Origin of the sequence: Streptomyces sp. NPDC007907 (assembly GCF_042959365.1) — a bacterium.
Lineage (GTDB): Bacteria > Actinomycetota > Actinomycetes > Streptomycetales > Streptomycetaceae > Streptomyces > Streptomyces indiaensis.
The window spans coordinates 649,358-674,432 of the sequence record NZ_JBIBKR010000003.1; the positions used below are offsets into that span (position 1 = coordinate 649,358).

At 72.6% G+C, this 25,075-nt stretch carries 28 protein-coding genes; 19 read left to right on the forward strand and 9 right to left on the reverse strand.

The window, feature by feature from the left end:
- Positions 1–96: 96 nt before the first annotated feature.
- The 5 genes from egtA (at position 97) to ACFZDI_RS14405 (ending at position 4,823) form a co-directional block, all read left to right on the forward strand.
- Positions 97–1,398, forward strand: a complete 1,302-nt coding sequence (gene egtA / locus ACFZDI_RS14385) for an ergothioneine biosynthesis glutamate--cysteine ligase EgtA (RefSeq protein WP_391250462.1) — start codon at positions 97–99, stop codon at positions 1,396–1,398.
- A complete protein-coding gene (gene egtB, locus ACFZDI_RS14390; protein WP_391250464.1) occupies positions 1,395–2,732 on the forward strand; it encodes an ergothioneine biosynthesis protein EgtB in 1,338 nt (445 codons plus the stop codon). The genes egtA and egtB overlap by 4 nt, the downstream gene beginning before the upstream one ends.
- On the forward strand, positions 2,732–3,523 hold the full coding sequence (gene egtC, locus ACFZDI_RS14395; RefSeq protein WP_391250466.1) for an ergothioneine biosynthesis protein EgtC: 792 nt from the start codon (positions 2,732–2,734) through the stop codon (positions 3,521–3,523). Before egtB ends, egtC begins: the two co-directional genes overlap by 1 nt.
- Positions 3,520–4,482 (forward strand): L-histidine N(alpha)-methyltransferase, encoded by a 963-nt coding sequence (gene egtD, locus ACFZDI_RS14400; RefSeq protein WP_391250468.1) that lies wholly within the window; start codon positions 3,520–3,522, stop codon positions 4,480–4,482. Before egtC ends, egtD begins: the two co-directional genes overlap by 4 nt.
- 125 nt (positions 4,483–4,607) lie before the next feature.
- Positions 4,608–4,823, forward strand: coding sequence for a dodecin (locus ACFZDI_RS14405; RefSeq protein WP_234749698.1), 216 nt, complete (start codon positions 4,608–4,610; stop codon positions 4,821–4,823).
- 3 nt (positions 4,824–4,826) lie between these two features.
- On the opposite strand, the gene ACFZDI_RS14410 is transcribed toward ACFZDI_RS14405, so the two are convergent.
- Complete coding sequence (locus ACFZDI_RS14410; RefSeq protein WP_234749696.1) at positions 4,827–5,321, reverse strand: HAD family acid phosphatase; 495 nt, start codon at positions 5,319–5,321, stop codon at positions 4,827–4,829.
- A 285-nt stretch (positions 5,322–5,606) separates the two neighbouring features.
- Here ACFZDI_RS14410 and ACFZDI_RS14415 point away from each other — a divergent pair, with 285 nt between their 5' ends.
- The 3 genes from ACFZDI_RS14415 (at position 5,607) to rpmF (ending at position 7,920) form a co-directional block, all read left to right on the forward strand.
- Positions 5,607–6,056 (forward strand): DUF485 domain-containing protein, encoded by a 450-nt coding sequence (locus ACFZDI_RS14415; protein WP_391250472.1) that lies wholly within the window; start codon positions 5,607–5,609, stop codon positions 6,054–6,056.
- On the forward strand, positions 6,050–7,645 hold the full coding sequence (locus ACFZDI_RS14420) for a cation acetate symporter (protein ID WP_391250474.1): 1,596 nt from the start codon (positions 6,050–6,052) through the stop codon (positions 7,643–7,645). Before ACFZDI_RS14415 ends, ACFZDI_RS14420 begins: the two co-directional genes overlap by 7 nt.
- 104 nt (positions 7,646–7,749) lie before the next feature.
- On the forward strand, positions 7,750–7,920 hold the full coding sequence (rpmF, locus tag ACFZDI_RS14425; RefSeq protein ID WP_234749690.1) for a 50S ribosomal protein L32: 171 nt from the start codon (positions 7,750–7,752) through the stop codon (positions 7,918–7,920).
- Here the strand turns inward: rpmF and ACFZDI_RS14430 are convergent.
- Positions 7,903–8,610: a DNA polymerase beta superfamily protein gene (locus ACFZDI_RS14430; protein WP_391250478.1), complete on the reverse strand. Its 708-nt coding sequence runs from the start codon at positions 8,608–8,610 to the stop codon at positions 7,903–7,905. The two genes, rpmF and ACFZDI_RS14430, sit on opposite strands and share 18 nt — an antisense overlap.
- Before the next feature lie 131 nt (positions 8,611–8,741).
- On the opposite strand from ACFZDI_RS14430, the gene ACFZDI_RS14435 reads away from it, so the two are divergent.
- Together ACFZDI_RS14435 and ACFZDI_RS14440 are read left to right on the forward strand one after the other, a co-directional pair.
- Positions 8,742–9,728, forward strand: a complete 987-nt coding sequence (locus tag ACFZDI_RS14435; protein WP_391250482.1) for an MsnO8 family LLM class oxidoreductase — start codon at positions 8,742–8,744, stop codon at positions 9,726–9,728.
- Positions 9,729–9,739: 11 nt separating this feature from the next.
- Entirely contained in the window at positions 9,740–12,106 is a 2,367-nt protein-coding gene (locus tag ACFZDI_RS14440) for an ATP-binding cassette domain-containing protein (protein ID WP_391250485.1), read from the forward strand.
- 19 nt (positions 12,107–12,125) lie between these two features.
- Here the strand turns inward: ACFZDI_RS14440 and ACFZDI_RS14445 are convergent, their stop codons facing one another.
- Positions 12,126–12,941: a 1-acyl-sn-glycerol-3-phosphate acyltransferase gene (locus ACFZDI_RS14445; RefSeq protein WP_234749682.1), complete on the reverse strand. Its 816-nt coding sequence runs from the start codon at positions 12,939–12,941 to the stop codon at positions 12,126–12,128.
- Complete coding sequence (locus tag ACFZDI_RS14450) at positions 12,941–13,708, reverse strand: GNAT family N-acetyltransferase (protein WP_234749680.1); 768 nt, start codon at positions 13,706–13,708, stop codon at positions 12,941–12,943. Before ACFZDI_RS14450 ends, ACFZDI_RS14445 begins: the two co-directional genes overlap by 1 nt.
- Positions 13,709–13,927: 219 nt before the next feature.
- On the opposite strand from ACFZDI_RS14450, the gene gvpO reads away from it, so the two are divergent.
- The 8 genes from gvpO to ACFZDI_RS14490 are packed head-to-tail and all read left to right on the forward strand — an operon-like array spanning position 13,928 to position 17,527.
- The gene (gene gvpO, locus ACFZDI_RS14455; RefSeq protein ID WP_391250490.1) at positions 13,928–14,251 is read left to right on the forward strand and encodes a gas vesicle protein GvpO; all 324 of its coding nucleotides are present in this window, start codon (positions 13,928–13,930) and stop codon (positions 14,249–14,251) included.
- Between the two features lie 37 nt (positions 14,252–14,288).
- The gene (locus ACFZDI_RS14460) at positions 14,289–14,774 is read left to right on the forward strand and encodes a gas vesicle structural protein GvpA (RefSeq protein ID WP_234749676.1); all 486 of its coding nucleotides are present in this window, start codon (positions 14,289–14,291) and stop codon (positions 14,772–14,774) included.
- The gene (locus tag ACFZDI_RS14465) at positions 14,771–15,538 is read left to right on the forward strand and encodes a GvpL/GvpF family gas vesicle protein (protein ID WP_391251117.1); all 768 of its coding nucleotides are present in this window, start codon (positions 14,771–14,773) and stop codon (positions 15,536–15,538) included. The genes ACFZDI_RS14460 and ACFZDI_RS14465 overlap by 4 nt, the downstream gene beginning before the upstream one ends.
- A gap of 4 nt (positions 15,539–15,542) precedes the next feature.
- On the forward strand, positions 15,543–15,803 hold the full coding sequence (locus ACFZDI_RS14470) for a gas vesicle protein GvpG (protein WP_234749672.1): 261 nt from the start codon (positions 15,543–15,545) through the stop codon (positions 15,801–15,803).
- Positions 15,800–16,144: a gas vesicle protein gene (locus ACFZDI_RS14475; RefSeq protein WP_234749670.1), complete on the forward strand. Its 345-nt coding sequence runs from the start codon at positions 15,800–15,802 to the stop codon at positions 16,142–16,144. The genes ACFZDI_RS14470 and ACFZDI_RS14475 overlap by 4 nt, the downstream gene beginning before the upstream one ends.
- Positions 16,141–16,992, forward strand: a complete 852-nt coding sequence (locus ACFZDI_RS14480) for a GvpL/GvpF family gas vesicle protein (RefSeq protein WP_391250496.1) — start codon at positions 16,141–16,143, stop codon at positions 16,990–16,992. The genes ACFZDI_RS14475 and ACFZDI_RS14480 overlap by 4 nt, the downstream gene beginning before the upstream one ends.
- Positions 16,989–17,237 (forward strand): gas vesicle protein, encoded by a 249-nt coding sequence (locus ACFZDI_RS14485; protein ID WP_234749666.1) that lies wholly within the window; start codon positions 16,989–16,991, stop codon positions 17,235–17,237. The genes ACFZDI_RS14480 and ACFZDI_RS14485 overlap by 4 nt, the downstream gene beginning before the upstream one ends.
- Positions 17,234–17,527 (forward strand): gas vesicle protein K, encoded by a 294-nt coding sequence (locus tag ACFZDI_RS14490; protein WP_003994569.1) that lies wholly within the window; start codon positions 17,234–17,236, stop codon positions 17,525–17,527. The genes ACFZDI_RS14485 and ACFZDI_RS14490 overlap by 4 nt, the downstream gene beginning before the upstream one ends.
- Positions 17,528–17,610: 83 nt before the next feature.
- Here ACFZDI_RS14490 and ACFZDI_RS14495 read toward each other — a convergent pair whose 3' ends face one another.
- From ACFZDI_RS14495 to ACFZDI_RS14505, 3 genes are read right to left on the reverse strand one after another with little or no spacing between them, the layout of a single operon-like run.
- Positions 17,611–18,357 (reverse strand): succinate dehydrogenase/fumarate reductase iron-sulfur subunit, encoded by a 747-nt coding sequence (locus tag ACFZDI_RS14495; protein WP_234749664.1) that lies wholly within the window; start codon positions 18,355–18,357, stop codon positions 17,611–17,613.
- Positions 18,354–20,303 carry a fumarate reductase/succinate dehydrogenase flavoprotein subunit gene (locus tag ACFZDI_RS14500; RefSeq protein WP_391250501.1) on the reverse strand — a complete coding sequence of 650 codons (1,950 nt, stop codon included), beginning with the start codon at positions 20,301–20,303 and terminating at the stop codon, positions 18,354–18,356. Before ACFZDI_RS14500 ends, ACFZDI_RS14495 begins: the two co-directional genes overlap by 4 nt.
- 1 nt (position 20,304) lies before the next feature.
- A complete protein-coding gene (locus tag ACFZDI_RS14505; protein WP_391250504.1) occupies positions 20,305–21,009 on the reverse strand; it encodes a succinate dehydrogenase in 705 nt (234 codons plus the stop codon).
- An 82-nt stretch (positions 21,010–21,091) separates the two neighbouring features.
- Between ACFZDI_RS14505 and ACFZDI_RS14510 the strand changes: the two genes are divergently transcribed.
- On the forward strand, positions 21,092–21,976 hold the full coding sequence (locus ACFZDI_RS14510; RefSeq protein ID WP_391250507.1) for a LysR substrate-binding domain-containing protein: 885 nt from the start codon (positions 21,092–21,094) through the stop codon (positions 21,974–21,976).
- A gap of 102 nt (positions 21,977–22,078) precedes the next feature.
- Here ACFZDI_RS14510 and ACFZDI_RS14515 read toward each other — a convergent pair whose 3' ends face one another.
- Both ACFZDI_RS14515 and ACFZDI_RS14520 read right to left on the reverse strand, forming a co-directional pair.
- A complete protein-coding gene (locus tag ACFZDI_RS14515; protein WP_391250510.1) occupies positions 22,079–24,223 on the reverse strand; it encodes an EAL domain-containing protein in 2,145 nt (714 codons plus the stop codon).
- Positions 24,220–25,032: an SAM-dependent methyltransferase gene (locus ACFZDI_RS14520; RefSeq protein WP_234749654.1), complete on the reverse strand. Its 813-nt coding sequence runs from the start codon at positions 25,030–25,032 to the stop codon at positions 24,220–24,222. Before ACFZDI_RS14520 ends, ACFZDI_RS14515 begins: the two co-directional genes overlap by 4 nt.
- Positions 25,033–25,075: the final 43 nt, after the last annotated feature.

The window sequence follows — 25,075 nt, forward strand, 5'->3', positions numbered from 1 at the left end:
GAGCGGCATGAACGTCTTGGGTAGGACGGTGATCCCGGCCCGGGCCGCCGAAGAGCCCGGACCGGTGGCATGGTGGAATCTCAGGAGGATCCCGACATGTCCGATTCGGTAGGTGGCTGTACCCGGCCACGCACCTCACTGTCCGAAGCCGAGGTCGAGGCTCTCGTCCGCGGCATCTGTTTCAAGACCGGCCCGCCACGCCGCCTCGGTGTCGAGGTGGAATGGCTCGTCCACGAGCTGCGCGCACCGCAGCTCCCCGTCACACCCGAACGGCTCGAAGCGGCCTACGCCGCCCTGCGCACCGTTCCCCTGAGGTCGGCGCTCACCGTGGAACCCGGCGGCCAGCTGGAGCTGAGCTCGCCCCCCGCCGCCTCCCTGACGGAGGTCGTCGCCACCGTCTCCGCCGACCTGGACGCCGTCCGCGCCGTGCTGCGCAAGGACGGCCTCTGCCTCGTCGGCCTCGGCCAGGATCCCTGGCACGAACCCCGCCGCTACCTGCGTGAACCGCGCTACGACGCCATGGAGGCGTGCCTGGACCGCACCGGCCCCGCCGGCCGCGCCATGATGTGCACGTCCGCCTCCGTGCAGGTGTGCCTGGACGCCGGTCACGAGGAGCCCGGGCCGCTCGGCCTGGTGCGGCGCTGGTGGCTGGCCCATCACCTGGGCGCGGTCCTGGTGGCCGCGTTCGCCAACTCCCCGCTCGCCGGCAACCGGCCGACCGGCTGGCTGTCCACCCGGCAGCTGGTGTGGACCCGCATCGGCGCCGGCCGGGCGGGCGGACCGCGGCTGGACACCGACCCGCGCGGCGCCTGGGCCCGGCACGTGCTGGACTCCCCCGTGATGTGCATACGGCGGGAGGGCGGCCCCTGGGACGTCCCCGAGGGGCTCAGCCTCCGGGACTGGATCCGCACCGGCGAGCCCCGGCCGCCCACCCGGGAGGATCTCGACTACCACGTCACGACGCTGTTCCCGCCGGTCAGGCCGCGTGGCCATCTCGAACTGCGCATGATCGACGCGCAGCCCGGCGACGACGGCTGGGTCGTGCCGCTGGCCGTGACGGCGGCCCTGTTCGACGATCCTGAGGCCACCGAGACCGTCTACCGGGCCGTGAAGCCACTGGCCGAGCGGACGCTGGGGCTGCCCGCGCCGCACAACCCGCTGTGGCTCGACGCGGCCCGTGGCGGTCTGGCCGACGCGGAACTGCGCGAGGTCGCCGTCACGTGCTTCACGACCGCGCTGGAGGCCCTGCCCCGGCTCGGCGCCGGCCCCGACGTCGTCGAGGCCGTCACGGCCTATCTGGACCGCTACGTCGTCCTGGGCCGCTGTCCCGCCGACGACCTGCTCGACCGACAGCGCGGCGCCGACGGTCGCGCGCACGGGAAGGACTTCCGCCGATGACCGACACCGAATCCGCTGTCGACGCCGGGACCGTCGACCCCGAGGTGCTCCGTGAGCGGGCGGTCGCCTCACTCGTCGTCGCCCGCGAGCGCACCACCCTGCTGACGAGCTGTGTGGAGGAGCCCGACCTCACCGCACAGCACTCGCCGCTGATGTCGCCGCTGGTGTGGGACCTCGCGCACATCGGCAACCAGGAGGAGCAGTGGCTGCTGCGGGCCGTCGCCGGGCACGAGGCGATACGCCCCGAGATAGACGGCCTCTACGACGCCTTCGAACACCCGCGTTCCGAGCGGCCGAAGCTGCCGTTGCTGTCGCCCGCCGAGGCCCGCGCCTACGCGGCCGACGTGCGCGGCCGGGCGCTGGACGTGCTGGAGTCGCACGCGTTCCACGGGACGCGGCTGACGGAGGCCGGCTTCGCCTTCGGGATGATCGCGCAGCACGAACAGCAGCACGACGAGACCATGCTGATCACCCATCAGCTGCGCACCGGTCCGCAGGCCCTGACGGCACCCGACCCGGAGCCGGCGCCGTTGTTCACCGGCCCCTCTGAAGTACTCGTCCCGGGCGGCCCGTTCACGATGGGCACCTCCGCCGAGCCCTGGGCGCTGGACAACGAACGCCCCGCGCACCGGCGTGAGGTGGCGCCCTTCCGCATCGACACCACGCCGGTCACGAACGGTGCCTACCAGGCGTTCATCGAGGACGGCGGCTACGACGACCAGCGCTGGTGGGCGGCCGACGGCTGGGCGCACATCCGCGGGCACGGCATCGACGCCCCGCTGTTCTGGCGGCGCGACGGGAAGCAGTTCCTCAGGCGCCGGTTCGGCGTCACCGAGGTCGTCCCACCGGACGAGCCGGTGCTGCACGTGTGCTGGTACGAGGCCGACGCCTACGCCCGCTGGGCGGGACGCCGGCTGCCCACGGAGGCCGAATGGGAGAAGGCCGCCCGCTACGACCCGGCCGGCGACCGTTCGATGCGCTACCCGTGGGGCGACGCCGAGCCGGGGCCCGAGCACGCCAACCTCGGCCAGCGGCACCTGCGTCCGGCGCCCGCCGGGAGCTACCCGGCCGGTGAGTCGCCGCTCGGCGTACGGCAGTTGATCGGCGATGTGTGGGAGTGGACGGCGAGCGACTTCCTGCCGTACCCCGGCTTCAAGGCGTTCCCGTACAAGGAGTACTCGGAGGTCTTCTTCGGGCCCGAGTACAAGGTGCTGCGCGGTGGTTCGTTCGCCGTGGACGCGGTGGCCTGCCGGGGCACGTTCCGCAACTGGGACTACCCGATCCGCCGGCAGATCTTCTCCGGGTTCCGCACGGCCCGGTCGGAGGACGTCTGATGTGCCGTCATGTGGCGTACGTGGGACCGCCGGAGGCGCTGGGCCGACTCCTGGTCGAGCCCCCGCACGGGCTGTACCGGCAGTCGTGGGCGCCCCGGCACCAGAAGTACGGGACGGTCAACGCCGACGGGTTCGGCGTGGGCTGGTACGCCGAGGGCGACCCGGTGCCGGCGCGTTACCGCCGGGCGGGGCCGGTCTGGGCGGACCTCTCCTTCGCCGATCTCGCCCGGGTCGTACGGTCCACGGCGCTGCTCGCGGCGGTGCGGGACGCGACCCTGTCGGGAGCGGACGCGGAGGCCGCCGCGGCCCCGTTCGCCGCCGGGAGCTGGCTGTTCAGCCACAACGGGGCGGTGAAGGGCTGGCCCGGCTCGCTGGCCGCCGTCTCCCGGACGCTGCCGCACGAGGACCTGCTGTCCCTGGAGGCCCGCAACGACTCGGCGCTCGTGTGGGCGCTGGTGCTGGCCCGGCTGCGCGGCGGCGACGAGGAGGGCCAGGCGCTGGCGGACACCGTCCTGGAGGTCGCCGCCGCGGCCCCCGGTTCCCGGCTGAACCTCCTCCTCACCAACGGCGACACGATCACCGCGACCGCCTGGGGCGACACCCTCTGGTACCTCACCCGGCCCGGCGGCGGCACCGTCGTGGCCTCCGAGCCCTACGACGACGATCCGTACTGGCGGGAGGTCCCCGACCGCACCCTCCTCGCGGCGAGCCGCACCGATGTGCTGCTGACGCCGCTGAAGGAGCCGGCCGACGCCTTCGTACCCGTCTCACCGAAGGAGCCCCGTACGTGAGCCCGTTCCACCTCACCCGCACCCTGCCCGAGGACGCCACGGACGCCGCGCTGCGCGCCGACGTCCACCGGGGTCTGACGGGCCGCCCCAAGTCACTGCCGCCGAAGTGGTTCTACGACGCGCACGGCAGCGACCTGTTCGAGAAGATCACCGAACTGGAGGAGTACTACCCGACGCGCGCGGAGCGGGAGATCCTCCTCGCGCGCTCCGGGGACATCGCCGCGGCGACCCGGGCGCGCACCCTGGTCGAGCTCGGCTCCGGATCCTCGGAGAAGACCCGGCATCTGCTCGATGCCCTCACCGACCTGCACACCTACGTCCCGGTCGACGTCAGTGAGAGCGCCCTCACCCAGGCCGGGGAGGCACTCGCCGCCGAGCGGCCGGGCCTGGACGTGCACGCGCTGATCGCCGACTTCACCGCGGAGCTGACCCTGCCGGACACACCGGGGCCGCGGCTGGTGGCGTTCCTCGGCGGCACGATCGGCAATCTGCTCCCCGCCGAACGCGCCGCGTTCCTGACGTCCGTACGCGCCCTGCTCGCCCCGGGGGACGCCCTGCTGCTGGGCACGGACCTGGTCAAGGACGAGGAGGTGCTGGTCCGGGCGTACGACGACGGGGCGGGGGTGACTGCCGCGTTCAACAAGAACGTGCTGTCGGTGATCAACCGCGAGCTGGGCGGCGATTTCGATCCCGGCGCGTTCGACCACGTGGCGCTGTGGAACGCGGAGCACGAATGGATCGAGATGCGGCTGCGCTCGCGCAGGGCACAGACGGTGAAGGTGCCGGCGCTCGATCTCGCCGTCGACTTCGCCGCGGGTGAGGAGATGCGGACCGAGATCTCGGCGAAGTTTCGCCAGGAGGGCGTGCGCGCCGAACTGTCGGCGGTGGGCCTCGACCTGACCCACTGGTGGACGGACGCTCCGGGCCGGTTCGCGCTGTCGCTGAGCGTGGCGCGCTGACCCGGTGAGGCCCGGGTGGCGGCGAGGCCGGGAGACGACGTCTCGCGCATCGCCGCCGCCTGGGGCACGGTGGAAGGACCGTGACACTCCCGTCACCGGAACGTCACTGGAAGAGGAGCAGCGGCATGTCGAACCACACCTACCGGGTCACGGAGATCGTCGGCACCTCACCGGACGGCGTCGACCAGGCCATCCGCAACGGCATCGACCGGGCCTCCCGGACACTGCACAACCTGGACTGGTTCGAGGTGACGCAGGTGCGCGGCCAGCTCGAGGAAGGTCGGATCGCCCACTGGCAGGTGGGGCTCAAGGTGGGCTTCCGGCTCGACGAGACGCAGTAGTGCTCAGGTCCGCCCTTCGCGCTCCTGCGCCGCCTTCATCTCGGCGGACCGGGTCACCCAGTCGGCCCGTACGACGGTGAAGCCCGCGCGGCGGGCGTCGGCGCAGACCAGTTCGTCGTCGTCGACGAGGACGCGGACCTCGCGAGTGCGGGCCAGCCGCCGCAGGATCTCCAGCTTGGTGAACCGGGCGGGGCGCCGGTCGGCGTCCCGCCGCATGTACACGCGTCCCTCGGGCAGGCCCTGCGCCCGGAGCCAGTCGAGGGTGTCGCGCCGGCAGCGCTCGGGCCGCCCGGTCAGGTAGAGGATCTCGCACTGCTGCGCGTGCTCCCGGACCAGGGCGACGCCCTGCGGGACGGGCGGGTCCTGCGGCGCCGCCGAGAAGAAGCCGTCCCAGTCCTTCGGCCTGCGCTGCAGAAAGCCCTGCCGGTGCGTGGTGTCGGCGAGGGTGTTGTCCAGGTCGAACACGGCCAGCGGGGCCGTGCTGCGGTCGTCACTCACACCGCCCACCCTAAACGCATGCGGGACAGCGTGAACCGGGAAATGGCCCGTACTGTTCGGCGGGGTGTGAACAAGCCATGGGCACCGGTGAATCAGGCCCTCACAGTTGATGTCTAAAGCACAGCACTGACATACTCCGCTCTCAGTTTTACGGATTCACGCCCCCCACAGAGCCCGCACCCCCATCCCGCGTCCGGCGCCCCTTCACCCTGCCCGGAAACCGGACGCGTCCACTGACCCCTCGGGGTCGAGTGCGGGGCACGATGCAGCGAAGAAGGTGCGCCTGTGCCCGAATTCTCTCCGCAACGGGACGACATTCCCGCATTCCCGCTTCCGCACATCGAACACACTGCGCCGTCTCGTATATCCGACCATCCCGAATTTCACTCCCTGCGCCGTGCGCAGCGCCGGTTCGGCGTCCGGGCGACCGTCCTGTCCGTCGGCGGATTCCTGCTGTACGTGCTGCTGTCGAGTTTCGTGCCGGCGGTGATGAACCAGCCGCTGTTCGGCCGTCTCACGGTCGGACTGGTCCTCGGGCTGGGGCAGTTCGTCCTCATGGGCGTGACCGTCCGGTGCCATGTGCGGCACATGCGCACCCGGGTGGATCCGCTCGCCCGCGGGCTGCGGTCCCGGCTGCGCGAGACCGAGAGCCGCCGTGCCCGTTCGGCGCCGCCGCCGCAGACTGCGGGGCAGCGGCCGCTCCGGCACGGGTCGCGGGGGTTCCGCACGTGGTGAGCGCCGCCGCCATCGACGACAGCAGTCTGCAGCTGACGTTCGTCCTGTTCCTGACCGTGGTCGTGATCACCCTGTTCACTGCCCTGCTGACGGCGCCTCAGCGCGACGAGATCAGTGAGTTCTACCTCGGCGACCGTGCCATGTCGCCGCTGCGCAACGGTCTCGCCCTGTGCGGTGACTACCTGTCCGCCGCCACCCTGCTGGGCAGCACCGGGCTGGTCGCCCTGACCGGGTACGACGGGCTGATGTACCTCGGCGGCACCACGGTCGCCTGGATGACGGTGCTGCTGCTGATCGCCGAACCCCTGCACCGCACGGGCAGGTTCACGCTCGGAGACACCGTGGCGCTGCGCCTGCCGCGGCGGCAGCGGCCGGTCCGGGTGGCGCTGGCGGTGTGCGTCCTGGCGATCGCCACGCTCTACCTGGTGGCCCAACTCGTGGGCAGTGTGGCCCTGCTGACCCAGTTCACCGGTGTGCCGAGCGGCACCACGCGCACCCTGTGCGTGGTCGTGATCGGTGTGTTCGTGATCCTGTACGCCTCTCTCGGCGGCATGCCGGGCGCGACGGTCATCCAGATCATCAAGGCCGTGATGCTGGTGGCGGGCGTGCTGTTCACCGCGGGCTGGGTGCTGCACCGCTTCGACTGGAACCCCGGCGCGCTGCTGGAGCGGGCGTCCGAGCGCAGCGGTTCGGGCCTGAGCTTCCTGGAGCCCGGGCTGCGCTACGGCGGCACGGTCAGCAACAAGCTGGACTTCCTCAGCCTGGAACTGGCCATCGTGCTGGGCCTCGCCGCCCTGCCCCATGTGCTGATGCGGCTGCTCACCCCGCGCAATGCCGGGGTGTTGCGCTCCTCGGTGGTGTGGGCCGTCGGACTGGTCGGGGCGGTCTGCCTCGGCGCCGGTGTCCTGGGGCTCGGCGCCACCGCGCTGCTGGGCCGGGACGCCATCGAGAGCACGGACCGCACCGGCAACGCCGCCGTCCTGCTGCTCGCGCACGAGCTGGGCGGCAGTGTCCTGACCGCGCTGCTGACCTGTCTGGCGTATCTGACGCTGCTGGCCGTGGCGGTCGGACTCACCCTGGCCGCGGCCTCCTCCCTCGCCCACGACGTGTACGGCGGGGTGATCCGCAGGGGCCGGGCCGGCGAGACTGAGGAGCTGACCGTCGCCCGGCTGTCCGGGGCGGTCATCGGGGTCCTCGGCATCCTGCTGGCCCTCGTCGCCCGGGGGGCGAACACCGCGACGCTCGCCTTCCTGGCCTTCGCCATCGCGGCGTCCGCGATCCTGCCGACGATCGTCTACACCCTCTTCTGGCGGCGCTTCAGCGCGAAGGGGGCCCTGCTCAGCCTGTACGGCGGGCTGTTCTGCTCCGTCCTGCCGGCCGTCTTCTCCCCCGTCGTCTCCTCGGCCCCGGGCTCGTTCTACCCCGAGGCCGACTTCGCCTGGTTCCCGCTCCAGAACCCCGGCATCGTCTCCATCCCCGCGGGTTTCCTGCTGGGCTGGCTCGGCACGGTGCTGGACCGGGGCCCGGGCGAGGATCCCGCCACGCACGAGGAGTTCGAGGTGCGGATGCTCGTGGGCGCGGACGACTGAGGCACCTCGCCGGGGCAGCGGTGGCGAGCACCGGGACGCATACTGTTAATGGGATCCATTTTCATGTAGCGTCTCAGTGCCCGACCACCGAGGAGGAGACCCCCATGGCCGTCCCGAAGCGGAAGATGTCCCGCAGCAACACCCGCCACCGCCGCGCCCAGTGGAAGGCGGCCACACCGGCGCTGGTCCCCGTCACCGTGGACGGCGTCCGGCACCTCGTACCGCAGAACCTGGTGAAGGCCTGCGAACGCGGCCTGCTACGCCCCGACGGCTGAGCGCGCCTGCGCCCAGAAACCGGCCCGGACCCGGCGCAGCCAGGCCTCGACCGGCGCCTCGCCGGGTTCGTCCGGCAGTGCCGTGGGGCCCTCGTCGAACGCGGCCTCGTAGTGCCTGAGCAGGGGCAGGGCGGCCGACGGGTCGGCGGCGACGCGCTCGCCGAAGGCGTGGTACTCGTCCGGGTCCTCGACGCGGATCGACAGCCGCCCGGTGGTGTACAGCTCCAGGCCCTGCGCACACAGCCGTTTGAGGTGCCGTGCGTGCTTGGCGGTGCGCTTGCGGGTGTCGGCGGAGAACGAGCCGTCGCCGCGTGCCTCCAGTCGCCGGAACTGCTGGGTGGCGTAACCGAGATAGGCGTCCCGTACACGCTTGGCGCTCAGGAACGCCGTACGTATGCCGATGAGTTCGTCGCCGAGCGGCGTGCGGATCTCGTACAGGTCGTCCGGGAGCCACACCAGCTCCATCGCGGTCGGGTTGCCGCCGAGGGCCAGCCGGCACCACTTGGCGGCCTCGTGCAGGGTGCGGTCCGGCGCCGTGCTGACGTGTGACTCCTTCGGCCGGCGCAGACCGTGCAGCTCTTCGGTCGGCGCGGCGAACAGGCCGAGACGGTCGATGTCGGAGCCGGGGCGGGCCAGTCCGTAGGCGGTCGATCCGACGATGCCGGAGAGCAGGATGTTGGGGACGGTCACGGTCGGCCGCCTTTCGCTACGGGTACCGGAACAGTGTCCTGGCCAGCCCGGGCCCGGTCACCTCGTTTTTTCGGCGGTGGGCGAGGCGGGGCGGCGGAATACGGGCGGCCCCGCCCGGCGTAGAACCGGATATGGATTCCGTGCGTCTGTCCGTCCTCGACCGCTCCCGCACCCGCGAGGGGCACACCCACCCCGAGGCGCTGCGCGACACCCTGCGGCTCGCACAGGAGCTGGAGCGGCTCGGCTACCACCGGTTCTGGGTCTCGGAGCACCACGGCGTGCCCGGGGTCGCCGGCTCCGCGCCGACGGTGCTGGCCGCGGCCGTGGCGGGCGCGACCCGGACCATCCGGGTCGGCACCGGCGGGGTGATGCTGCCCAACCACCGTCCCCTGGTCGTGGCCGAGCAGTTCGGCGTGCTGGAGTCGCTGTTCCCCGGGCGGATCGACATGGGTCTCGGCCGGTCCGTCGGTTTCACGGGCGGAGTGCGCAGGGCCCTGGGCCGTGACAAGGACCACGCCGACGACTTCGAGGCCCAGCTCGCGGAGCTGCTCGGCTGGTTCCGCGGCACCTCCCCCACCGGGGTGCACGCGCGGCCCGCCGAGGGCCTGACCGTACCGCCGTTCGTCCTGGCCATGGGCGAGGGCGCCGGCATCGCCGCCCGCGCCGGCCTGCCCATGGTCATCGGCGACCTCAGGAACCGCGACCGGATGCGGCGCGGCATCGACGCGTACCGCGAGTCGTTCCGCCCCTCCCCCTGGGCCGCGGAGCCCTACGTCGTCGTCTCGGGCACCGTCGCCGTGGCCGGCACCCCCGAGGCGGCCCGGCGGCTGCTGATCCCCGAGGCCTGGTCCATGGCGCACTCCCGCACCCACGGCACCTTCCCACCACTGCCGCCCGCCGAGCGCGTGGAGGCACTCACCATGACGGGCAAGGAGCGCGACTTCTACGAATCCGGACTGAACGGCCACATCGCCGGCACCGAGGAGCAGGTGGCGCACGAGCTGGAGACCCTGCTGAAGGAGACGGGCGCGCAGGAGGTACTGGTCACCACCAGCACCTACGACCGTGAGGCCCTGCTGCACTCCTACCGGCGGCTGGCCGCGATCACCTCCGGTTAGAGTCGTCTTCCATGCACGACCGCGACCCCCATGACCCGTTCGTCCGTGTCCGCGGAGCCCGAGAGCACAACCTCCGGGGCGTCGACGTCGACCTCCCCCGGGACATAGTGGCCGTGTTCACCGGCGTCTCCGGCTCGGGCAAGTCGTCGCTGGCGTTCGGCACGATCTACGCGGAGGCGCAGCGCCGCTACTTCGAGTCGGTGGCGCCGTACGCACGCCGGCTGATCCACCAGGTCGGCGCGCCGAAGGTCGGGGAGATCACCGGTCTGCCGCCGGCCGTCTCGCTCCAGCAGCGCCGGGCGGCGCCCACCTCGCGCTCCTCCGTCGGCACGGTCACCAACCTCTCCAATTCCCTGCGGATGCTGTTCTCGCGGGCCGGTACCTACCCGCCCGGCGCCGAGCGGCTCGACTCCGACGCCTTCTCCCCCAACACGGCGGTGGGGGCCTGCCCGGAGTGCCACGGGCTCGGGCGGGTGCACCGCACCAGCGAAGAGCTGCTGGTCCCCGACCCGTCGCTGTCGATCCGGGACGGGGCGATCGCGGCGTGGCCGGGCGCCTGGCAGGGCAAGAACCTGCGGGACATCCTCGACGCGCTCGGCCACGACGTGGACCGGCCTTGGCGGGAGCTGCCCGCGGGCGACCGGGAGTGGATCCTGTTCACGGACGAACAGCCGGTGGTCACCGTGCACCCTGTGCGGGACGCCGACCGGATCCAACGTCCGTATCAGGGAACGTACATGAGCGCCCACCGGTACGTGATGAAGACGTTCTCGGACTCCAGGAGCCCGACCCTGCGGGCCAAGGCCGAGCGGTTCCTCACCAGCGCGCCCTGTCCGGCGTGCGGGGGCACCCGGCTGCGTCCCGAGGCCATGGCGGTGACGTTCGGCGGCCGGACCATCGCCGAGCTGGCGGCGCTGCCGCTGGTGGAGCTGGCCGCCGGTCTCGACGCGACCTCGGAGGCCGCCCGGGTCCTCACCGACGACCTGAGATCCCGCATCGCGCCGGTCGTCGAGCTGGGCCTCGGCTACCTCAGCCTCGACCGGCCCACCCCCACCCTCTCCGCGGGCGAACTGCAGCGCCTGCGGCTCGCCACCCAGCTGCGCTCGGGCCTGTTCGGCGTCGTCTACGTCCTCGACGAGCCGTCGGCCGGGCTGCACCCGGCGGACACCGAGGCGCTGCTGACGGTGCTGGAGCGGCTGAAGTCGTCCGGGAACTCGGTGTTCGTGGTGGAACACCACCTGGACGTGATGCGCGGCGCCGACTGGCTGGTCGACGTGGGTCCGGGCGCGGGCGAGCACGGCGGGCGGGTGCTGCACAGCGGCCCGGTGGCCGGGCTGGCGGCAGTGGCGGAGTCGGCGACGGCACGCTACCTGTTCGACCACTCCCCCGCCCCGGCGCGGAAGGTGCGCGAGGCGACCGGCCGGCTCAAGACCGGCCCGACCACGCGGCACAACCTGCACGGGGTGACGGCGGAGTTCCCGCTCGGCGTGTTCACCGCGGTCACCGGGGTGTCCGGCTCGGGCAAGTCGACGCTGATCGGGGAGATCACCGAGGAGTCGGCGGGGGTGGGCCGGCTCGTCTCGGTCGACCAGAAGCCGATCGGCCGCACCCCGCGGTCGAACCTCGCGACCTACACGGGCCTCTTCGACGTCGTGCGCAAGGTGTTCGCCGCCACCGACGGGGCCCGCGCACGCGGTTTCGGCGTCGGGCGGTTCTCCTTCAACGTGGCGGGCGGGCGCTGCGAGACCTGCCAGGGTGAAGGGTTCGTCAGTGTGGAGCTGCTGTTCCTGCCGAGCACGTACGCGCCGTGCCCGGACTGCGGCGGGGCGCGGTACAACCCGCCGACGCTGGAGGTGACGTACCGGGGGCGGAACATCGCGCAGGTGCTGGATCTGACGGTGCAGGGCGCGGCGCAGTTCTTCGCGGACACCCCGGCCGTGGCCCGCAGCCTGGGCACCCTGCTCGACGTCGGCCTGGGCTATCTCCGGCTCGGCCAGCCCGCGACCGAGCTCTCCGGTGGCGAGGCGCAGCGCATCAAGCTGGCGAGCGAGCTGCAGCGCGGCCGGCGCGGCCACACGCTCTACCTCCTCGACGAGCCGACGACCGGACTGCACCCGGCCGACGTGGACGTCCTGATGCGCCAGTTGCACGGCCTCGTGGACGCCGGGAACACCGTGGTCGTCGTCGAGCACGACATGTCCGTCGTCGCGGGCGCGGACTGGGTGATCGACATGGGCCCCGGCGGCGGCGACGCGGGCGGTCGCATCGTGGCGGCGGGCCCGCCGCGCGAGGTCGCACGCGCGACGGACAGCCGGACGGCACCGTATCTGGCCCGCACGCTGTCCGGGTCCGCCGGCCGGCGGCCCGGAATCGCCTGAGCGCACCGGGGGCGGCCGCCTACGCCACCAGCACGGTGTGCGTCCACGACGGTGCCGTCGTCTCCGGGGGCTGGGCGGCGCGCGCCAGGGCGCGGCGGTCGGTGCCGGTGCCCGGCGGGATCGGGTCCCGGACCTCGACCTCGGCGACCAGGCCGCGGGCCGTCGCCACCCGCCACAGGGAGGCGAGCAGGGTGTCCGCGCCGACGTACGCGGGCGCCGTGGTGGTCGTGCCGTCCCCGAGCCGGTAGCCGAGCCGGACCGGCTGGACCGGTACCCCGGCGTCCAGGGCGGCCTGGAAGACGGCCCGGCGGAAGGTGCCCTGGGCCCGGCCGCACCAGGTGCTGCCCTCGGGGAAGGCCGCGACCGCGGTGCCCTGGCGCAGTGCCCCGGCGATCCGGGCGACGGTGTCCGGGAGGGCCCGCAGCCGGTCCCGTTCGATGAACAGGGTGCCGCCGCGCGCGGCCAGCGCGCCGGCCACGGGCCAGCGCCGCACCTCGGTCTTGGCCAGCATCCGGGCGGGACGCACGGCGGCGAGCAGCGGTATGTCCAGCCAGGAGATGTGGTTGGCGACCAGCAGCAGTCCGCCGGTGGGGGCGGCGGCGCCGGTGATACGGACCCGGACACCGGCGGCGCGTACGATCCACCGGCACCAGCGCCCGATGAGCGACGCCGGGATCCGGGCCCCGAGGGGCGTCAGGGCGATCCCCGCGAGCAGCAGCAGGACGACCGCGCCGAGCCGCAGCACGGCACGCGGCACGTCCCGCGCCCGCACGGCCGCCGGTGCCCGGACACAGGCCTCGGGCGTGCAGGGTGCGGTGGGCAGCCAGGCGCTCATCAGGCCGGCACGAGGGACAGGAAGTGGCGCAGGTAGCGCCCGTTGACGCGGCTCATCGGCAGCAGCACGTACAGGTCGGCGACGCCGAAGTCCGGGTCGTGGGCCGGTGCGCCGCACACCCAGGCGCCCAGGCGCAGGTAGCCGCGCAGCAGGGCGGGCAGTTCGACGCGGGCGGCGGGTGCGGGGCCCGGTGCCCAGGGCTGCAGCGGCCGCACCCGGTACTCCTCCGGCGCGAGGTGCCTTTCGCTGACCCGGTCCCAGGTGGCGGACGCGAGGGCGCCGCCGTCGGCGAGCGGGACGGAGCAGCAGCCGGCGAGCCATTCGTGGCCGCGGTCGACCATGTAGCGGGCGATGCCTGCCCAGATGAGGCTGATGACCGCGCCGTCACGGTGGTCGGGATGCACGCAGGAGCGGCCGACCTCGACGAGCTGCGGCCGGATCCCGTCGAGCGCGGTCAGATCGAACTCGCCCTCGGAGTACAGCCGCCCGGCGACCGCCGCGCGCTCCGGCGGCAGCAGCCGGTAGGTGCCGACGACCTGGCCGCTCGTCTCCTCCCGGACGAGCAGGTGGTCGCAGTACGCGTCGAACGCGTCGGCGTCCAGGCCCGGCTGCGGGCCGGCCAGCAGGGCGCCCATCTCCCCGGCGAAGACGTCGTGCCGCAGCCGCTGGGCGGCGCGCACGTCCTCCTCGTTCCGGGCGAGGGCGACGGTGTAGCGGGTGGGGGCCGCGGGCTGCGCGGGGAGGTCGGCGGTCAGTACGCCGGTCATGGCACTCTCCTGGTCACGGGCCGGTCGGTGAGGCGGTGCGGGGCGCTGAGCGGTGTCGTGCGGTCGTACGACTCTGTTCTTCCGATGCCGGCTGACCTTCGCGTGTCATGTGCAGAGAGAACGGGTGTGAGGTTGCTGAACGGCTCGCGCCCGGGGCGCACGGCCCGGATGGCCTAGCTGCGCACGCGCCCACCGGCCGGTGCGGCCAGAGTGAGCTGCATGACAGAAGCCGGAGCCGACGGGCGACGAGGTGGCTCGGCCCCGTCCACCAAGCGGCGACGTCCCGTGCGCGGAGCCGGGGAGGCGGGCCGGCGGGCCGCCGGGGAGCTGACGGAGCTGATCCGCCACCGCCTCGAAGGGGTGTCCGCGGTGTGCCGGGGCGAGGACGACGGCTGGGTCGTCGACGTCGACGTGCTCGAACTGGCCCGCATCCCCGACACCACGAGTCTGCTCGCGACGTACCGGGTGGAACTGGACGCGGCGGGCGAGCTGGTGCAGTACCGCCGGGTCGCGCGCTTCCGGCGCGGCGCCCAGGACCAGTGACCGGACCGTCGAAACCGCCCACGGGAAGGACCGCCGCATGACCGTCTACAGCGACGAGATCGTCTGTGCGCCCCGCGCCGGAACCCTCTACGACGTGCTGGAACTGATCCTCGACCGCGGCATGGTGATCGACGTCTTCGTGCGCGTCTCCCTGGTCGGGATCGAGATCCTCAAGGTCGACGCCCGCATCGTGGTCGCCAGCGTCGACACGTATCTGCGCTTCGCGGAGGCGTGCAACCGCCTGGACCTCGAGCACGACTCGCGGTCCAAGACCGTCCCCGAGCTGTTCGGCGGTCCGGTCGCCAGAACCGTCGGCAAGGCGGGTGCCAAGCGCACCGCCCGTTCCCTGACCGACAAGGTGCGCGACGTGCTCACCCCGGACCAGGGCGACGACGAGGCGGACGACACCGCGCGCGACGACGCCGACGACGCCCTTACCGAGCGCGCCGCACGGCCGGCGCGCAAGCGCCGCAGTGACGACGACCGCCCGCGGCCCCGGCGCCGCAAGGCCGAGGAGGACTGACCGTGACGGCCACCGCCGCCCTCACCACCGCCGGCACGCTCGGCACCCTGTACGTCTACGGCATCGCCCCCGCGGGCATCCGGACTCCGCGTGCCCCCGGGGTGGCCGGGGCGGAGGTGCGGCTGCTGACCGAGGGCGGGCTGTGCGCGGCGGTCTCGGACGCCCCGGCGTCGGTCCGGGCGCGGCGACGCGACCTGACGGCCCACCAGGCGGTGCTCGGGGAACTCCTCGCCCAGGGGCCCGTCCTGCCCATGCGGTTCGCCGTCCTCACCCCCGACGCGCAGGCGCTGTGCGGCCAACTGCGCTCCGACCGGGCCCACTTGGCGGCCCAGCTCGACGCGGTCCGGGACTGTGTCGAGCTGAACGTGAAGGGCACCGTGGTGCCCGGGTACTTCGCCGACCTGGTACGCAGGGACGAGGCCTTGCGCGCCCTCGCCCGCCGGACGCGCGAGCGTCCCGGTTACGAGGCGAACGTACGGCTCGGCGAGGCGCTGGCCAAGGGGGTCGCGCGTGAGGCCCGCAGCGCGGCCCGGGACGTCCTGGCACGGCTGGGCCCGCTCGCCGTGCGCTCGGTGCAGGGCCCGGTCGACGACGAGCAGGTGCTGAGCACGTCGTTCCTGGTGCGCTCCGCCGACGAGGAGCGTTTCCGGCAGGCCGTGGCGGAGCGGGCACGTGCCGTCGGGGACCGGCTGACGCTCGGCGTGACCGGTCCGCTGCCGTGCTACAGCTTCGTCGACGCGCCGTCCGCTCCGGCAGGCCGGTGACGCGGTGGGACTCGTGAGCGGGCTCCTGCTGCTGCCCCTGGCCCCGGTGCGCGGCACGCTCTGGGTCGCCGACCACCTGCTCCAGGAGGCCCGGCGCCAGACGGGCGACCCGCGTGCGGTGCAGGCCCGGCTGGCGGCGCTCAACCGGGCCCTGGAGGAGGGCGCCATCGACGAGGCGGCCTTCGAGGAAGAGGAGGAACGGTTGCTGGCACGCCTCGACAGCCCCGTCCGGTACACCGGCCACCACCGCGGGGGCGCTTCGTGACCGACCTCGGCACCTGGCCCGCGGGACCGGAGACACTGCCCGCCGGGCCGCCCAGCGGGAGCCTCGCGGACCTGCTCGAACGCGTTCTGGACAAGGGCATCGTCATCGCGGGCGACATCAAGATCGACCTGCTCGACATCGAACTGCTCACCATCCGTCTGCGCCTGTTCATCGCCTCGGTCGAGACCGCCAAGAAGGCGGGCATCGACTGGTGGGAGACGGATCCCGCGTTGTCCTCGCGCGCCGCGCGGGACGCGCTCGGCGAGGAGAACGCGCGGCTGCGCGCCCGGCTGGAGGCCTTGGGAGAAGCCGACCCCGACACCACGGAGGCGACCCGATGAGCACCCTCTCCGCGGACCGGTCGGACGCGGCACCGCCGGCCCTGCCCGGCCCCACCCTCACCTGTGTCTTCGCCGTGACGGACACCCCGGTGCCGGACGGGGTGTGCGCGGCGACGCCGGGCCACGACGGCGGCGGTCCGCTGCGTGTCCTCGCCGCCGGTCCGCTGCACCTGGTCGTGCAGGACGTGCCCGCGGCGGCCTTCCGCGAGGAGGCGCTCGCCGAGCGGCTCAACCGGCCCGACGAGCTGGAGCGCTGCGCCCGTGCCCACCACCGGGGCGTGCAGACGGCGGCGGGCGCGGGCCCGGCCGTCCCCCTGCCGATGGCGACGCTGTACCTGGACGACGACAACGCGGTACGGGCCGTGACCGCCCGGGAGGCCTCCCTGCGCGCCGTGCTGGACCGGCTGCGCGACCGCACCGAGTGGGCGGTGAAGGTGCACGGCCCGGTGATCGCGCCGGCCTCGGCCGCCACCGGCGACGGACCGCTCGACGGCCGGTCGTACCTGCGGCGGGCGAGCGCCCGGCGGCGTACCGAGCGTGAGGAGCGCGAGCAGGCCCTGGTACGGGCCCATGCCGTCGACCGGGAGCTGCGACGGTACGCCGTCGCGGCGACCCGGCACCGGCCGCAGAGCGAGCAGCTGAGCGGCCGCGGCGTCCCCCAGCTCCTCAACGCGGCCTACCTGGTCGACGACGGACGGCGTGAGCAGTTCGTCCGGGCCGTCGGCGAACTGGCCCGCGCCGCCCGGCGGTCCGCCGTGGAGGTCACCATGTCAGGGCCCTGGATCCCGTACTCCTTCGCCCGGACGGACGAGAACGAGTACGCCGCGCGGAAGGAGGCCGGCGCATGACCGTACCGGTCGCCGGCGGTGCCGGCCGCACGGCGGTGCCCTGGGACGGCCCGGACCCGTATGCGCCCGTCGGGGTGCCGCTCGTCGACCTGCTCGACCGGGTGCTGGCCACCGGTGTCGTGGTCAGCGGTGACCTGGTGCTGGCCATCGCCGACGTGCCGTTGGTGCGGATCTCCCTGCACGCCCTGCTGGCGTCGGTCAGTGAGCGGGTCCCCGCGCCGTGGCCGGACAGCGGGCCGCTGTGACCGCGCCGCGCACCCACGCGCTGGACCTCGATCCCGAGCGGGTCACGAACGACCTGGCGGCCCTGGTCCTGACCGTGGTGGAACTGCTGCGGCAGCTCATGGAACGCCAGGCGGTGCGCCGTTTCGACGAGGGCACGCTCAGCGCCGAGCAGGAGGACCGGCTCGGCACCGCGCTGATGCTGCTGGACGAGCGGATGGACGAACTCTGCGCACAGCACGGCCTGCGCCGCAGCGACCTCAACCTGGACCTGGGCCCCCTGGGGCCCCTCCTGGCCGATCCCGGCGTGTGACGACGCCCCGCAAGGGGCGCGGGGAACCGCGCGACCGGCCACGACCCACCCGCAGCCGCCCAACGGCCGTCCTCACAGCGGCGCTACCGCTTCACCTTCCGCGCGGCCCGCAACCACTCCTTGTTCATGCTGGTGATGGACATCAACGGAATGCCTTTCGGGCAGGCGGTGGCGCACTCCCCCGCGAGCGTGCATCCCCCGAACCCTTCCTCGTCCATCTGCTCCACCATGTCCAGCACCCGCGTCTCTCGCTCCGGCGCCCCCTGCGGCAGCACGTTCAGGTGGTTGATCTTGGCGGAGGTGAACAGCATCGCCGCCCCGTTGGGGCAGGCCGCCACGCACGCCCCGCACCCGATGCACTCGGCGTGCTCGAAGGCGAGGTCGGCGTCCGGCTTCGGCACCGGCGTGGCGTGCGCCTCGGGGGCCGCCCCCGTCGGCGCGGTGATGTACCCGCCGGCCTGGATGATCCTGTCGAACGCCGACCGGTCGACGACCAGGTCCTTGATCACCGGGAACGCCGAGGCCCGCCACGGCTCCACGTCGATCGTGTCGCCGTCCTTGAACGAGCGCATGTGCAACTGGCAGGTGGTGGTCCGCTCGGGGCCGTGCGCGTCGCCGTTGATGACGAGCGAACACGCGCCGCAGATGCCCTCGCGGCAGTCGTGGTCGAAGGCGACGGGGTCCTCGCCCTTGACGATGAGTTCCTCGTTGAGCGTGTCGAGCATCTCCAGGAAGGACATGTCGGGCGAGATCCCGTCCACCTCGTACGTGGACATCGTGCCGTCGGCGTCGGCGTTGCGCTGCCGCCAGACGCGCAGGGTGAGCTTCATGCGTAGCTCCGCTGGGTGGGGTGGACGTACTCGAAGACCAGGTCTTCCTTGTGCAGGACGGGAGCCGCGCCGGTGCCGGTGAACTCCCAGGCGGCGGCGTAGGAGAACTCCTCGTCCTTGCGGGCGGCCTCGCCGTCGGGCGTCTGGGACTCCTCGCGGAAGTGGCCGCCGCAGGACTCCTCGCGGTGCAGCGCGTCGAGGCACATCAGCTCGGCGAGCTCCAGGTAGTCGACGATGCGGTTGGCCTTCTCCAGCGACTGGTTGAACTCCTCGCCGGTGCCGGGCACCTTGATGCGCCGCCAGAACTCCTCGCGGATCTGCGGGATGCGCTCCAGGGCCTTGCGCAGTCCGGAGTCGGTGCGGGCCATGCCGCAGAACTCCCACATCAGTTCGCCGACTTCGCGGTGGAAGGAGTCGGGGGTGCGGTCGCCGTCGACGGACAGCAGCAGGTTGAGCCGGTCCTGGGTGTCGGCCAGGACCTCCTGGACGACCGGGAGTTCGTCGGTGACCGCCTCGTGGTGCGGGTTGCGGGCCAGGTAGTCGTTGATGGTGGAGGGGAGGACGAAGTAGCCGTCCGCGAGTCCCTGCATCAGCGCGGAGGCGCCGAGCCGGTTGGCGCCGTGGTCGGAGAAGTTGGCCTCGCCGATCGCGAACAGGCCGGGGACGGTGGTCTGGAGGTCGTAGTCGACCCACAGCCCGCCCATGGTGTAGTGCACGGCGGGGTAGATCCGCATCGGCACCTCGTACGGATCCTCGTCGGTGATCCGCTGGTACATGTCGAAGAGGTTGCCGTACTTGGCCTCGACGGCCTTGCGTCCCATCCGCGCGATGGCGTCGGCGAAGTCCAGGTACACGCCCTGGCCGCCGGGGCCTACTCCCCTGCCCTCGTCGCAGACGTTCTTCGCGGCGCGGGAGGCGATGTCCCGGGGTACGAGGTTGCCGAAGGACGGGTAGATGCGCTCCAGGTAGTAGTCGCGCTCGTCCTCGGGGATCTCGTTCGGGGGCCGCCGGTCGCCCTTCGCCCTCGGCACCCAGATCCGCCCGTCGTTGCGCAGCGACTCGCTCATCAGCGTCAGCTTGGACTGGTGGTCGCCGGTGCGCGGGATGCACGTCGGGTGGATCTGGGTGAAGCACGGGTTGGCGAAGTACGCGCCGCGCCGGTGGGCCCGCCAGACGGCGGTGGCGTTGGAGTTCATGGCGTTCGTCGACAGGTAGAAGACGTTGCCGTAGCCGCCGGACGCCAGCACCACCGCGTCGGCGACGTACGTGTCGATCCTGCCGGTGACGAGGTCACGCGCCACGATCCCGCGCGCCCGCCCGTCGACGACGATGAGGTCGAGCATCTCGGTGCGCGGGTGCATCTCGACGTTGCCCGCGGCGATCTGCCGGCTGAGCGCCTGGTACGCGCCGAGGAGGAGCTGCTGTCCCGTCTGGCCGCGGGCGTAGAACGTGCGGGACACCTGCACGCCGCCGAACGACCGGGTGTCGAGCAGTCCGCCGTACTCCCGGGCGAAGGGCACGCCCTGGGCCACGCACTGGTCGATGATCTCGACGGAGATCTGCGCGAGCCGGTGGACGTTGGACTCGCGGGCCCGGAAGTCGCCGCCCTTGACGGTGTCGTAGAACAGCCGGTGGACGGAGTCTCCGTCGTTGCGGTAGTTCTTCGCGGCGTTGATGCCTCCCTGCGCGGCGATGGAGTGGGCGCGGCGCGGCGAGTCCTGGTAGCAGAACTGGACGACGTGGTAGCCCTGTTCGGCGAGGGTGGCCCCGGCGGAGCCGCCGGCGAGGCCGGTGCCCACGACGATCACCGTGTGCTTGCGCCGGTTGGCGGGGTTGACCAGCTTGGCCTCGAACCGGCGCTTGTCCCACCGCTCGTGGACGGGGCCGGAGGGCGCCTTGGCGTCGACGACCGGCTCGCCGGTCACGTAGTCCGCGTAAGAGGTCATGTCAGCTCACCACTCCGGTCATGACGGCCACGGGTACGGCGATGAAGCCGGCCGTGAGCAGCAGCGCGAGGACGTTCGCGAGGGTCTTCAGGGCGCGGTCGCGGGTGCGGCTGCCGACGCCGAGGGTCTGGGCGGCGCTCCAGAAGCCGTGCCGGACGTGCAGGCCGAGCGCGAGCATCGCGACGATGTAGACGACGTTGCCGTACCAGGTGGAGAAGGTGTCCACGACGTTCCGGTACGGGTGGCCGTGCCGGAAGCCGGGGTGCACGGTGCCGGTCGTCAGGTCGAGGATGTGCCAGACGATGAACAGGCCGAGGATGATCCCGCCCCAGCGCATGGTGCGCGTGGCGTAGCTCGCCCGCGCCTTCCTGTGCGCGTACTTGCCCGGCCGTGCCCGGATGTCGCGGCGGCTGAGCTGGTACGCGGAGACGGCGTGGGCGACGACCGCGGCCACGAGCACGACGCGGACCAGCCAGAGCGTCCACTCGTAGTGCATGAACGGCTCGCCGACGGTGCGCAGCCAGTGGGCGTAGTGGTCGAACTCGCCCGCCCCGAAGAAGATCTTCAGGTTCCCGATCATGTGGACGACCAGGTACAGCAGCATGATCAGACCGCTGACCGCCATCACGGTCTTCTTGCCGACGGTGGAGTCCCACACGGTGCGTGCGAAGGACGGCCGCCGGTCCGTCCGCGTTGCCAGAGCCATGCACAGCACGCTACGGACGCACAGCTGATCGGTCCAAGACATGGTCCGGCTTGATTCCATAGGCCGGGGCTATCGTAGGAGCATGCAGTTCCAGCAGCTCCAGTACTTCGTGGCCGTCGCCGAGACCCGGCACTTCACCCGGGCCGCCGATCTGGTCCACGTCGCGCAGCCGTCGCTGTCGCAGCAGATCAAGGCGCTGGAGCGGGAGCTGGGTGCGGACCTGTTCCTGCGGGCCCGGGGTAACATCACGCTCACGGACGCCGGTGAGGCGCTGCTGCCGCTGGCCCGGCGCATCCTGGCCGACGCGGACACCGCCCGGCACGAGGTGCAGGAGCTCGTGCAGCTGCGCCGGGGCCGGGTCCGGCTGGGGGCCACGCCCAGCCTCTGCACGGGCCTGCTCCCGGACGTGCTGCGGGCCTTCCACGACCGCTATCCCGGCATCCGGCTGCTGATCGAGGAGGGCGGCTCGCACGACCTGGTACGGGAACTGGCGCGCGGTGCGCTGGACCTGGCGCTGGTGGTCCTGCCCCTGCCGACCCCGTCGCCCGCGCTGACCACGGTGGAGCTGCTGCGGGAGGATCTCGTCGTGGTCTCCTCGCCGGATGCCTCGCCCCCGGGCCGGGGGCGCCGCACCGTGCGGGTCTCCGACCTGGAGGGTGAGCGGCTGGTGATGTTCCGGCACGGTTACGACCTTCGGGAGCTGACCGTGGCCGCGTGCCGCGCCGAGGGGTTCGAACCCGATTTCGCCGTGGAGGGCGGGGAGATGGATGCGGTGCTGGGGTTCGTGCGGGCCGGGCTGGGGGTCGCCGTGGTGCCCCGGATGGTGGCGGCGAGGTCGGGGCGTGGCCTTCGGGTGACGCCGTTGGCCAGACCCGGCCTGCACCGCACGATCGCGCTGGCGCATCGCAGTGACGTGGCCCCGCCCCGGGCCGCTCGGGAGTTGCAGCGGATGTTGCTCGAGCGGTGAGGCGGTTTCCGGCCGGGAGCGCCGTAGGGGGTGCGCTGGCTTCGGGGGTGCGGGTGCATCGTGGTTGTTCGCGCCGTTCCCCGCGCCCCCGAATAGGTCGACTCAGCCCGTGGCGTCGACCAGCGCCAGCTCGTGCAGTCTCTCCGGTGGGCCCGGCCTTGCGTAGTACCAGCCCTGGGCCGTGTCGCAGCCGAGTACGCGCAGTTGTTCGGCCTGGGCGCCGGTCTCCACGCCCTCGACCGTCACCGCGAGGTCCAGGCTGTGGGCCAGGGAGACGATCCCCTCGACGATCTTCACGTCGACCGGGTCGGCCGGGAACTGCTGCATGCTCTGTGTGAAGGAGCGGTCCAGCTTCAGGATGCTGACCGGCAGCCGGCGCAGGTTGGCGAGGTTGGAGTACCCCGTCCCGAAGTCGTCCAGGGCGATGTCGACACCCATCTCCGCCAGCCGCCGCAGCGGCTTGAGCAGATCGTCGTCCGCCCCGATCAGCGCCGACTCGGTGACCTCCAGGCACAGCGCGTCCGGCTCTACACCGGTGCGCTCCAGGATGTCGACGGTGTCCTGCACCAGGCCGGGGTGCGTCAACTGGCACGGCGACAGGTTCACGTTGATCCGCAGCGGCCCCACCACCTCGGCGCCCCCCTGCAGTTCCCGCCACTCGCGGGCCTGCCGCACCGACTGCTCCAGCACCCAGCGGCCCAGCGGCACGATGAGTCCCGTGTGCTCCGCGAGCGGGATGAACCGGTCCGGGCCCAGCACCCCGTGCTGCGGGTGCAGCCAGCGCACCAGGGCCTCCGCGCCGCGCACACTGCCGTCGCCGAGGTGGACCAGCGGCTGGTACTCGATGAAGAACTCGCCCCGCTCCAGCGCCGTCGGCAGCGCGGTGGTCAGTCCGTGCCGGGTGATGGCCCGGGCGTCGGCCTCGGGGTCGGCGAGTTCGAAGCGGTTGCCGCCCGCCGACTTGGCCCGGTACATGGTGATGTCCGCGCTGCGCAGCACCTCCGCCGGGCTGCGTTCCCCGGCCGGGCCCTCGACGATGCCGATGCTGCCGCGCACGGTGAGTTCCCGGCCGTCCACGCTGATCGGCGCGAGCAGCGCGTTCATGATGCGCCCGGCGAGCTCGTCGACGCCACGCTGGGTGTCGGGCCCCGTGGTCAGCGCCACGAACTCGTCACCGCCGAGCCGCGCGACCATCTCGCCCGGCGCGGTGGCGCAGGACTGAAGCCGGTCGGCGACCTCCACCAGCAGCCGGTCCCCGGCGGCGTGGCCGAGGCTGTCGTTGATGGTCTTGAAGCCGTCGAGGTCCAGGTAGCACAGCCCGAATCGCTGGCCTTCCCCGGCGCCCAGGGCCTTCTCCAGGCGTTCGAAGAAGAACGTCCGGTTGGGCAGCCCGGTCAGCGCGTCGTGCGTGGCCTCGTAGCGCAGCCGCAGGTTGAGCAGCCGCCGCTCGGTGGTGTCCTCCATCAGCGCGAGCTGGTACTGCGGATCGCCGTCGGCGTCACGCAGCAGGGAGACCGTCAGATTGGTCCACAGCACGGTCCCGTCGGGGCGGTAGAACGCCTTCTCCAGGTGGTAGTGCTCCCGCTCGCCGCGGACGAGTTCGTCGTAGAGCCGCCAGGTCTGCGGGGCGTCGTCGGGATGGGTCCAGTCCCGGACGTTGCGGCTGCGCAGCGTCTGTTCGGAGACCCCGAACATGCGCAGCAGCGCGCCGTTGACCTGCAGTATGTTGCCCTCCAGGTCGGCCATGCCGATGCCTATGGCCGCGCCCTCGAACACGGCGCGGAACCGTGCCTCGCTCGCGTGCAGCGCCTGCGCCACCACGCCCTGTGCCGTGAGGGCGGCCTGCGCGACGGCCTCCTGCTCGGCCAGGGTCCGCTCGCGCAGCGCCCGGGCGAAGCCGGCGGCCATCGCGTGCTGGAGCCGCGCGCACCGGGCCCGCAGGTCCTCCTGGTCGCCGTCGCCCCCGCAGTACAGGACCAGGTAGGCGTCGACGCAGTCCAGGGTGCGACTGAGCGCCTCCGGGTCGGTGCAGTGCACGTCCACCAGGGCGGCGCCCACCGCACGGCCCGCCTCGGGGTCGAAGCTCCGGGCCCGCAGCGCCTCGCTCAGCCGCCGGGCCTGGGGCAGCAGTTGAGCCTCGAACTCGGGGCGGGTCGACGACGTCGAGGTGACGGGGAAGACGGCCCGGCTCCAGATCGTCGCGAACCGGCGCAGTCTGTCCTCCGGCCCGTCCGGTTCCGCGGTCACGCGGTACGCCCCACGCCCGCGAACCCGGAGAACGCGTACGGATCCTCGTCCTCCGGTGCGGCGTCGGGCCGCCAGCGCGGCATCGCCACCAGTCCGGGTTCCACCATGTCGTACCCCTCGAAGAACCGCGCGATCTCCTCGCGCGAGCGCATGATCAACGGGTTGCGGATGTTCTTGTACACGTCCACCGCACCCCCGGCCCGCTCCTGCGGCAGCGGGACCCCCTCGTAGGAGGCATGGGTCAGCACGAGCAGGCTGCCGGGGGCGAGCGCCTCGCCCAGTTCGGCCACGGCCCCGTACGGGTCGTCCTCGTCCTCCACGAAGTGCAGTATGGCAACGAGGAGCAGCGCCACTGGCTGATTCAGGTCGATCAGCCGCTCCACCTCGGGGCTGCGCAGGATCTCCTGGGGCTTGCGCAGGTCCGCGGCGACGACGCCCGCGTCCTCGTTGCCCTCCAGGACCGCCTCGCTGTGCGCGACGGCCACCGGGTCGTGGTCGACGTAGACCACGCGGGCTCCGGGCCGGGCGGCCTGTGCCACCTCGTGGACGTTGCCGAAGGTGGGGATGCCGGAGCCTATGTCGAGGAACTGGGAGATGCCCTGGTCGACCGCGTACCGCACGGCGCGGCGCATGAACGCGCGGTTCGCCTGCATGATCTTGGGAAGCCCCGGCATGAACTCCATGGCCCTGCGGGCCGCTTCCCGGTCGACCTCGAAGTTGTGCGATCCGCCCAGGTAGTAGTCGTACATCCGGGAAACGCTGGGCACCGAGACGTCGATGCTCCGTGGGGCCCAGGCGGGACGCTCCATCTATCTCTCCAAGGCGTAGGCGATCCGGTGTTCGAGCAGAGGC

What these genes read in the sequence shown, in the direction of transcription:
- ACFZDI_RS14405 (WP_234749698.1), top strand. Translation starts at nt 4,608, where the DNA reads ATGTCGAACCACACCTACCGGGTCACGGAGATCGTCGGCACCTCACCG.
- ACFZDI_RS14440 (WP_391250485.1), top strand. Translation starts at nt 9,740, where the DNA reads ATGCACGACCGCGACCCCCATGACCCGTTCGTCCGTGTCCGCGGAGCC.
- rpmF (WP_234749690.1), top strand. Translation starts at nt 7,750, where the DNA reads ATGGCCGTCCCGAAGCGGAAGATGTCCCGCAGCAACACCCGCCACCGC.
- ACFZDI_RS14510 (WP_391250507.1), top strand. Translation starts at nt 21,092, where the DNA reads ATGCAGTTCCAGCAGCTCCAGTACTTCGTGGCCGTCGCCGAGACCCGG.
- ACFZDI_RS14485 (WP_234749666.1), top strand. Translation starts at nt 16,989, where the DNA reads ATGACCGTACCGGTCGCCGGCGGTGCCGGCCGCACGGCGGTGCCCTGG.
- ACFZDI_RS14460 (WP_234749676.1), top strand. Translation starts at nt 14,289, where the DNA reads ATGACCGTCTACAGCGACGAGATCGTCTGTGCGCCCCGCGCCGGAACC.
- ACFZDI_RS14520 (WP_234749654.1), bottom strand. Translation starts at nt 25,032, where the DNA reads ATGGAGCGTCCCGCCTGGGCCCCACGGAGCATCGACGTCTCGGTGCCC.
- ACFZDI_RS14450 (WP_234749680.1), bottom strand. Translation starts at nt 13,708, where the DNA reads ATGACCGGCGTACTGACCGCCGACCTCCCCGCGCAGCCCGCGGCCCCC.
- gvpO (WP_391250490.1), top strand. Translation starts at nt 13,928, where the DNA reads ATGACAGAAGCCGGAGCCGACGGGCGACGAGGTGGCTCGGCCCCGTCC.
- ACFZDI_RS14480 (WP_391250496.1), top strand. Translation starts at nt 16,141, where the DNA reads ATGAGCACCCTCTCCGCGGACCGGTCGGACGCGGCACCGCCGGCCCTG.
- ACFZDI_RS14505 (WP_391250504.1), bottom strand. Translation starts at nt 21,009, where the DNA reads ATGGCTCTGGCAACGCGGACGGACCGGCGGCCGTCCTTCGCACGCACC.
- ACFZDI_RS14500 (WP_391250501.1), bottom strand. Translation starts at nt 20,303, where the DNA reads ATGACCTCTTACGCGGACTACGTGACCGGCGAGCCGGTCGTCGACGCC.
- ACFZDI_RS14445 (WP_234749682.1), bottom strand. Translation starts at nt 12,941, where the DNA reads ATGAGCGCCTGGCTGCCCACCGCACCCTGCACGCCCGAGGCCTGTGTC.
- ACFZDI_RS14435 (WP_391250482.1), top strand. Translation starts at nt 8,742, where the DNA reads ATGGATTCCGTGCGTCTGTCCGTCCTCGACCGCTCCCGCACCCGCGAG.
- egtB (WP_391250464.1), top strand. Translation starts at nt 1,395, where the DNA reads ATGACCGACACCGAATCCGCTGTCGACGCCGGGACCGTCGACCCCGAG.
- egtA (WP_391250462.1), top strand. Translation starts at nt 97, where the DNA reads ATGTCCGATTCGGTAGGTGGCTGTACCCGGCCACGCACCTCACTGTCC.
- ACFZDI_RS14495 (WP_234749664.1), bottom strand. Translation starts at nt 18,357, where the DNA reads ATGAAGCTCACCCTGCGCGTCTGGCGGCAGCGCAACGCCGACGCCGAC.
- egtC (WP_391250466.1), top strand. Translation starts at nt 2,732, where the DNA reads ATGTGCCGTCATGTGGCGTACGTGGGACCGCCGGAGGCGCTGGGCCGA.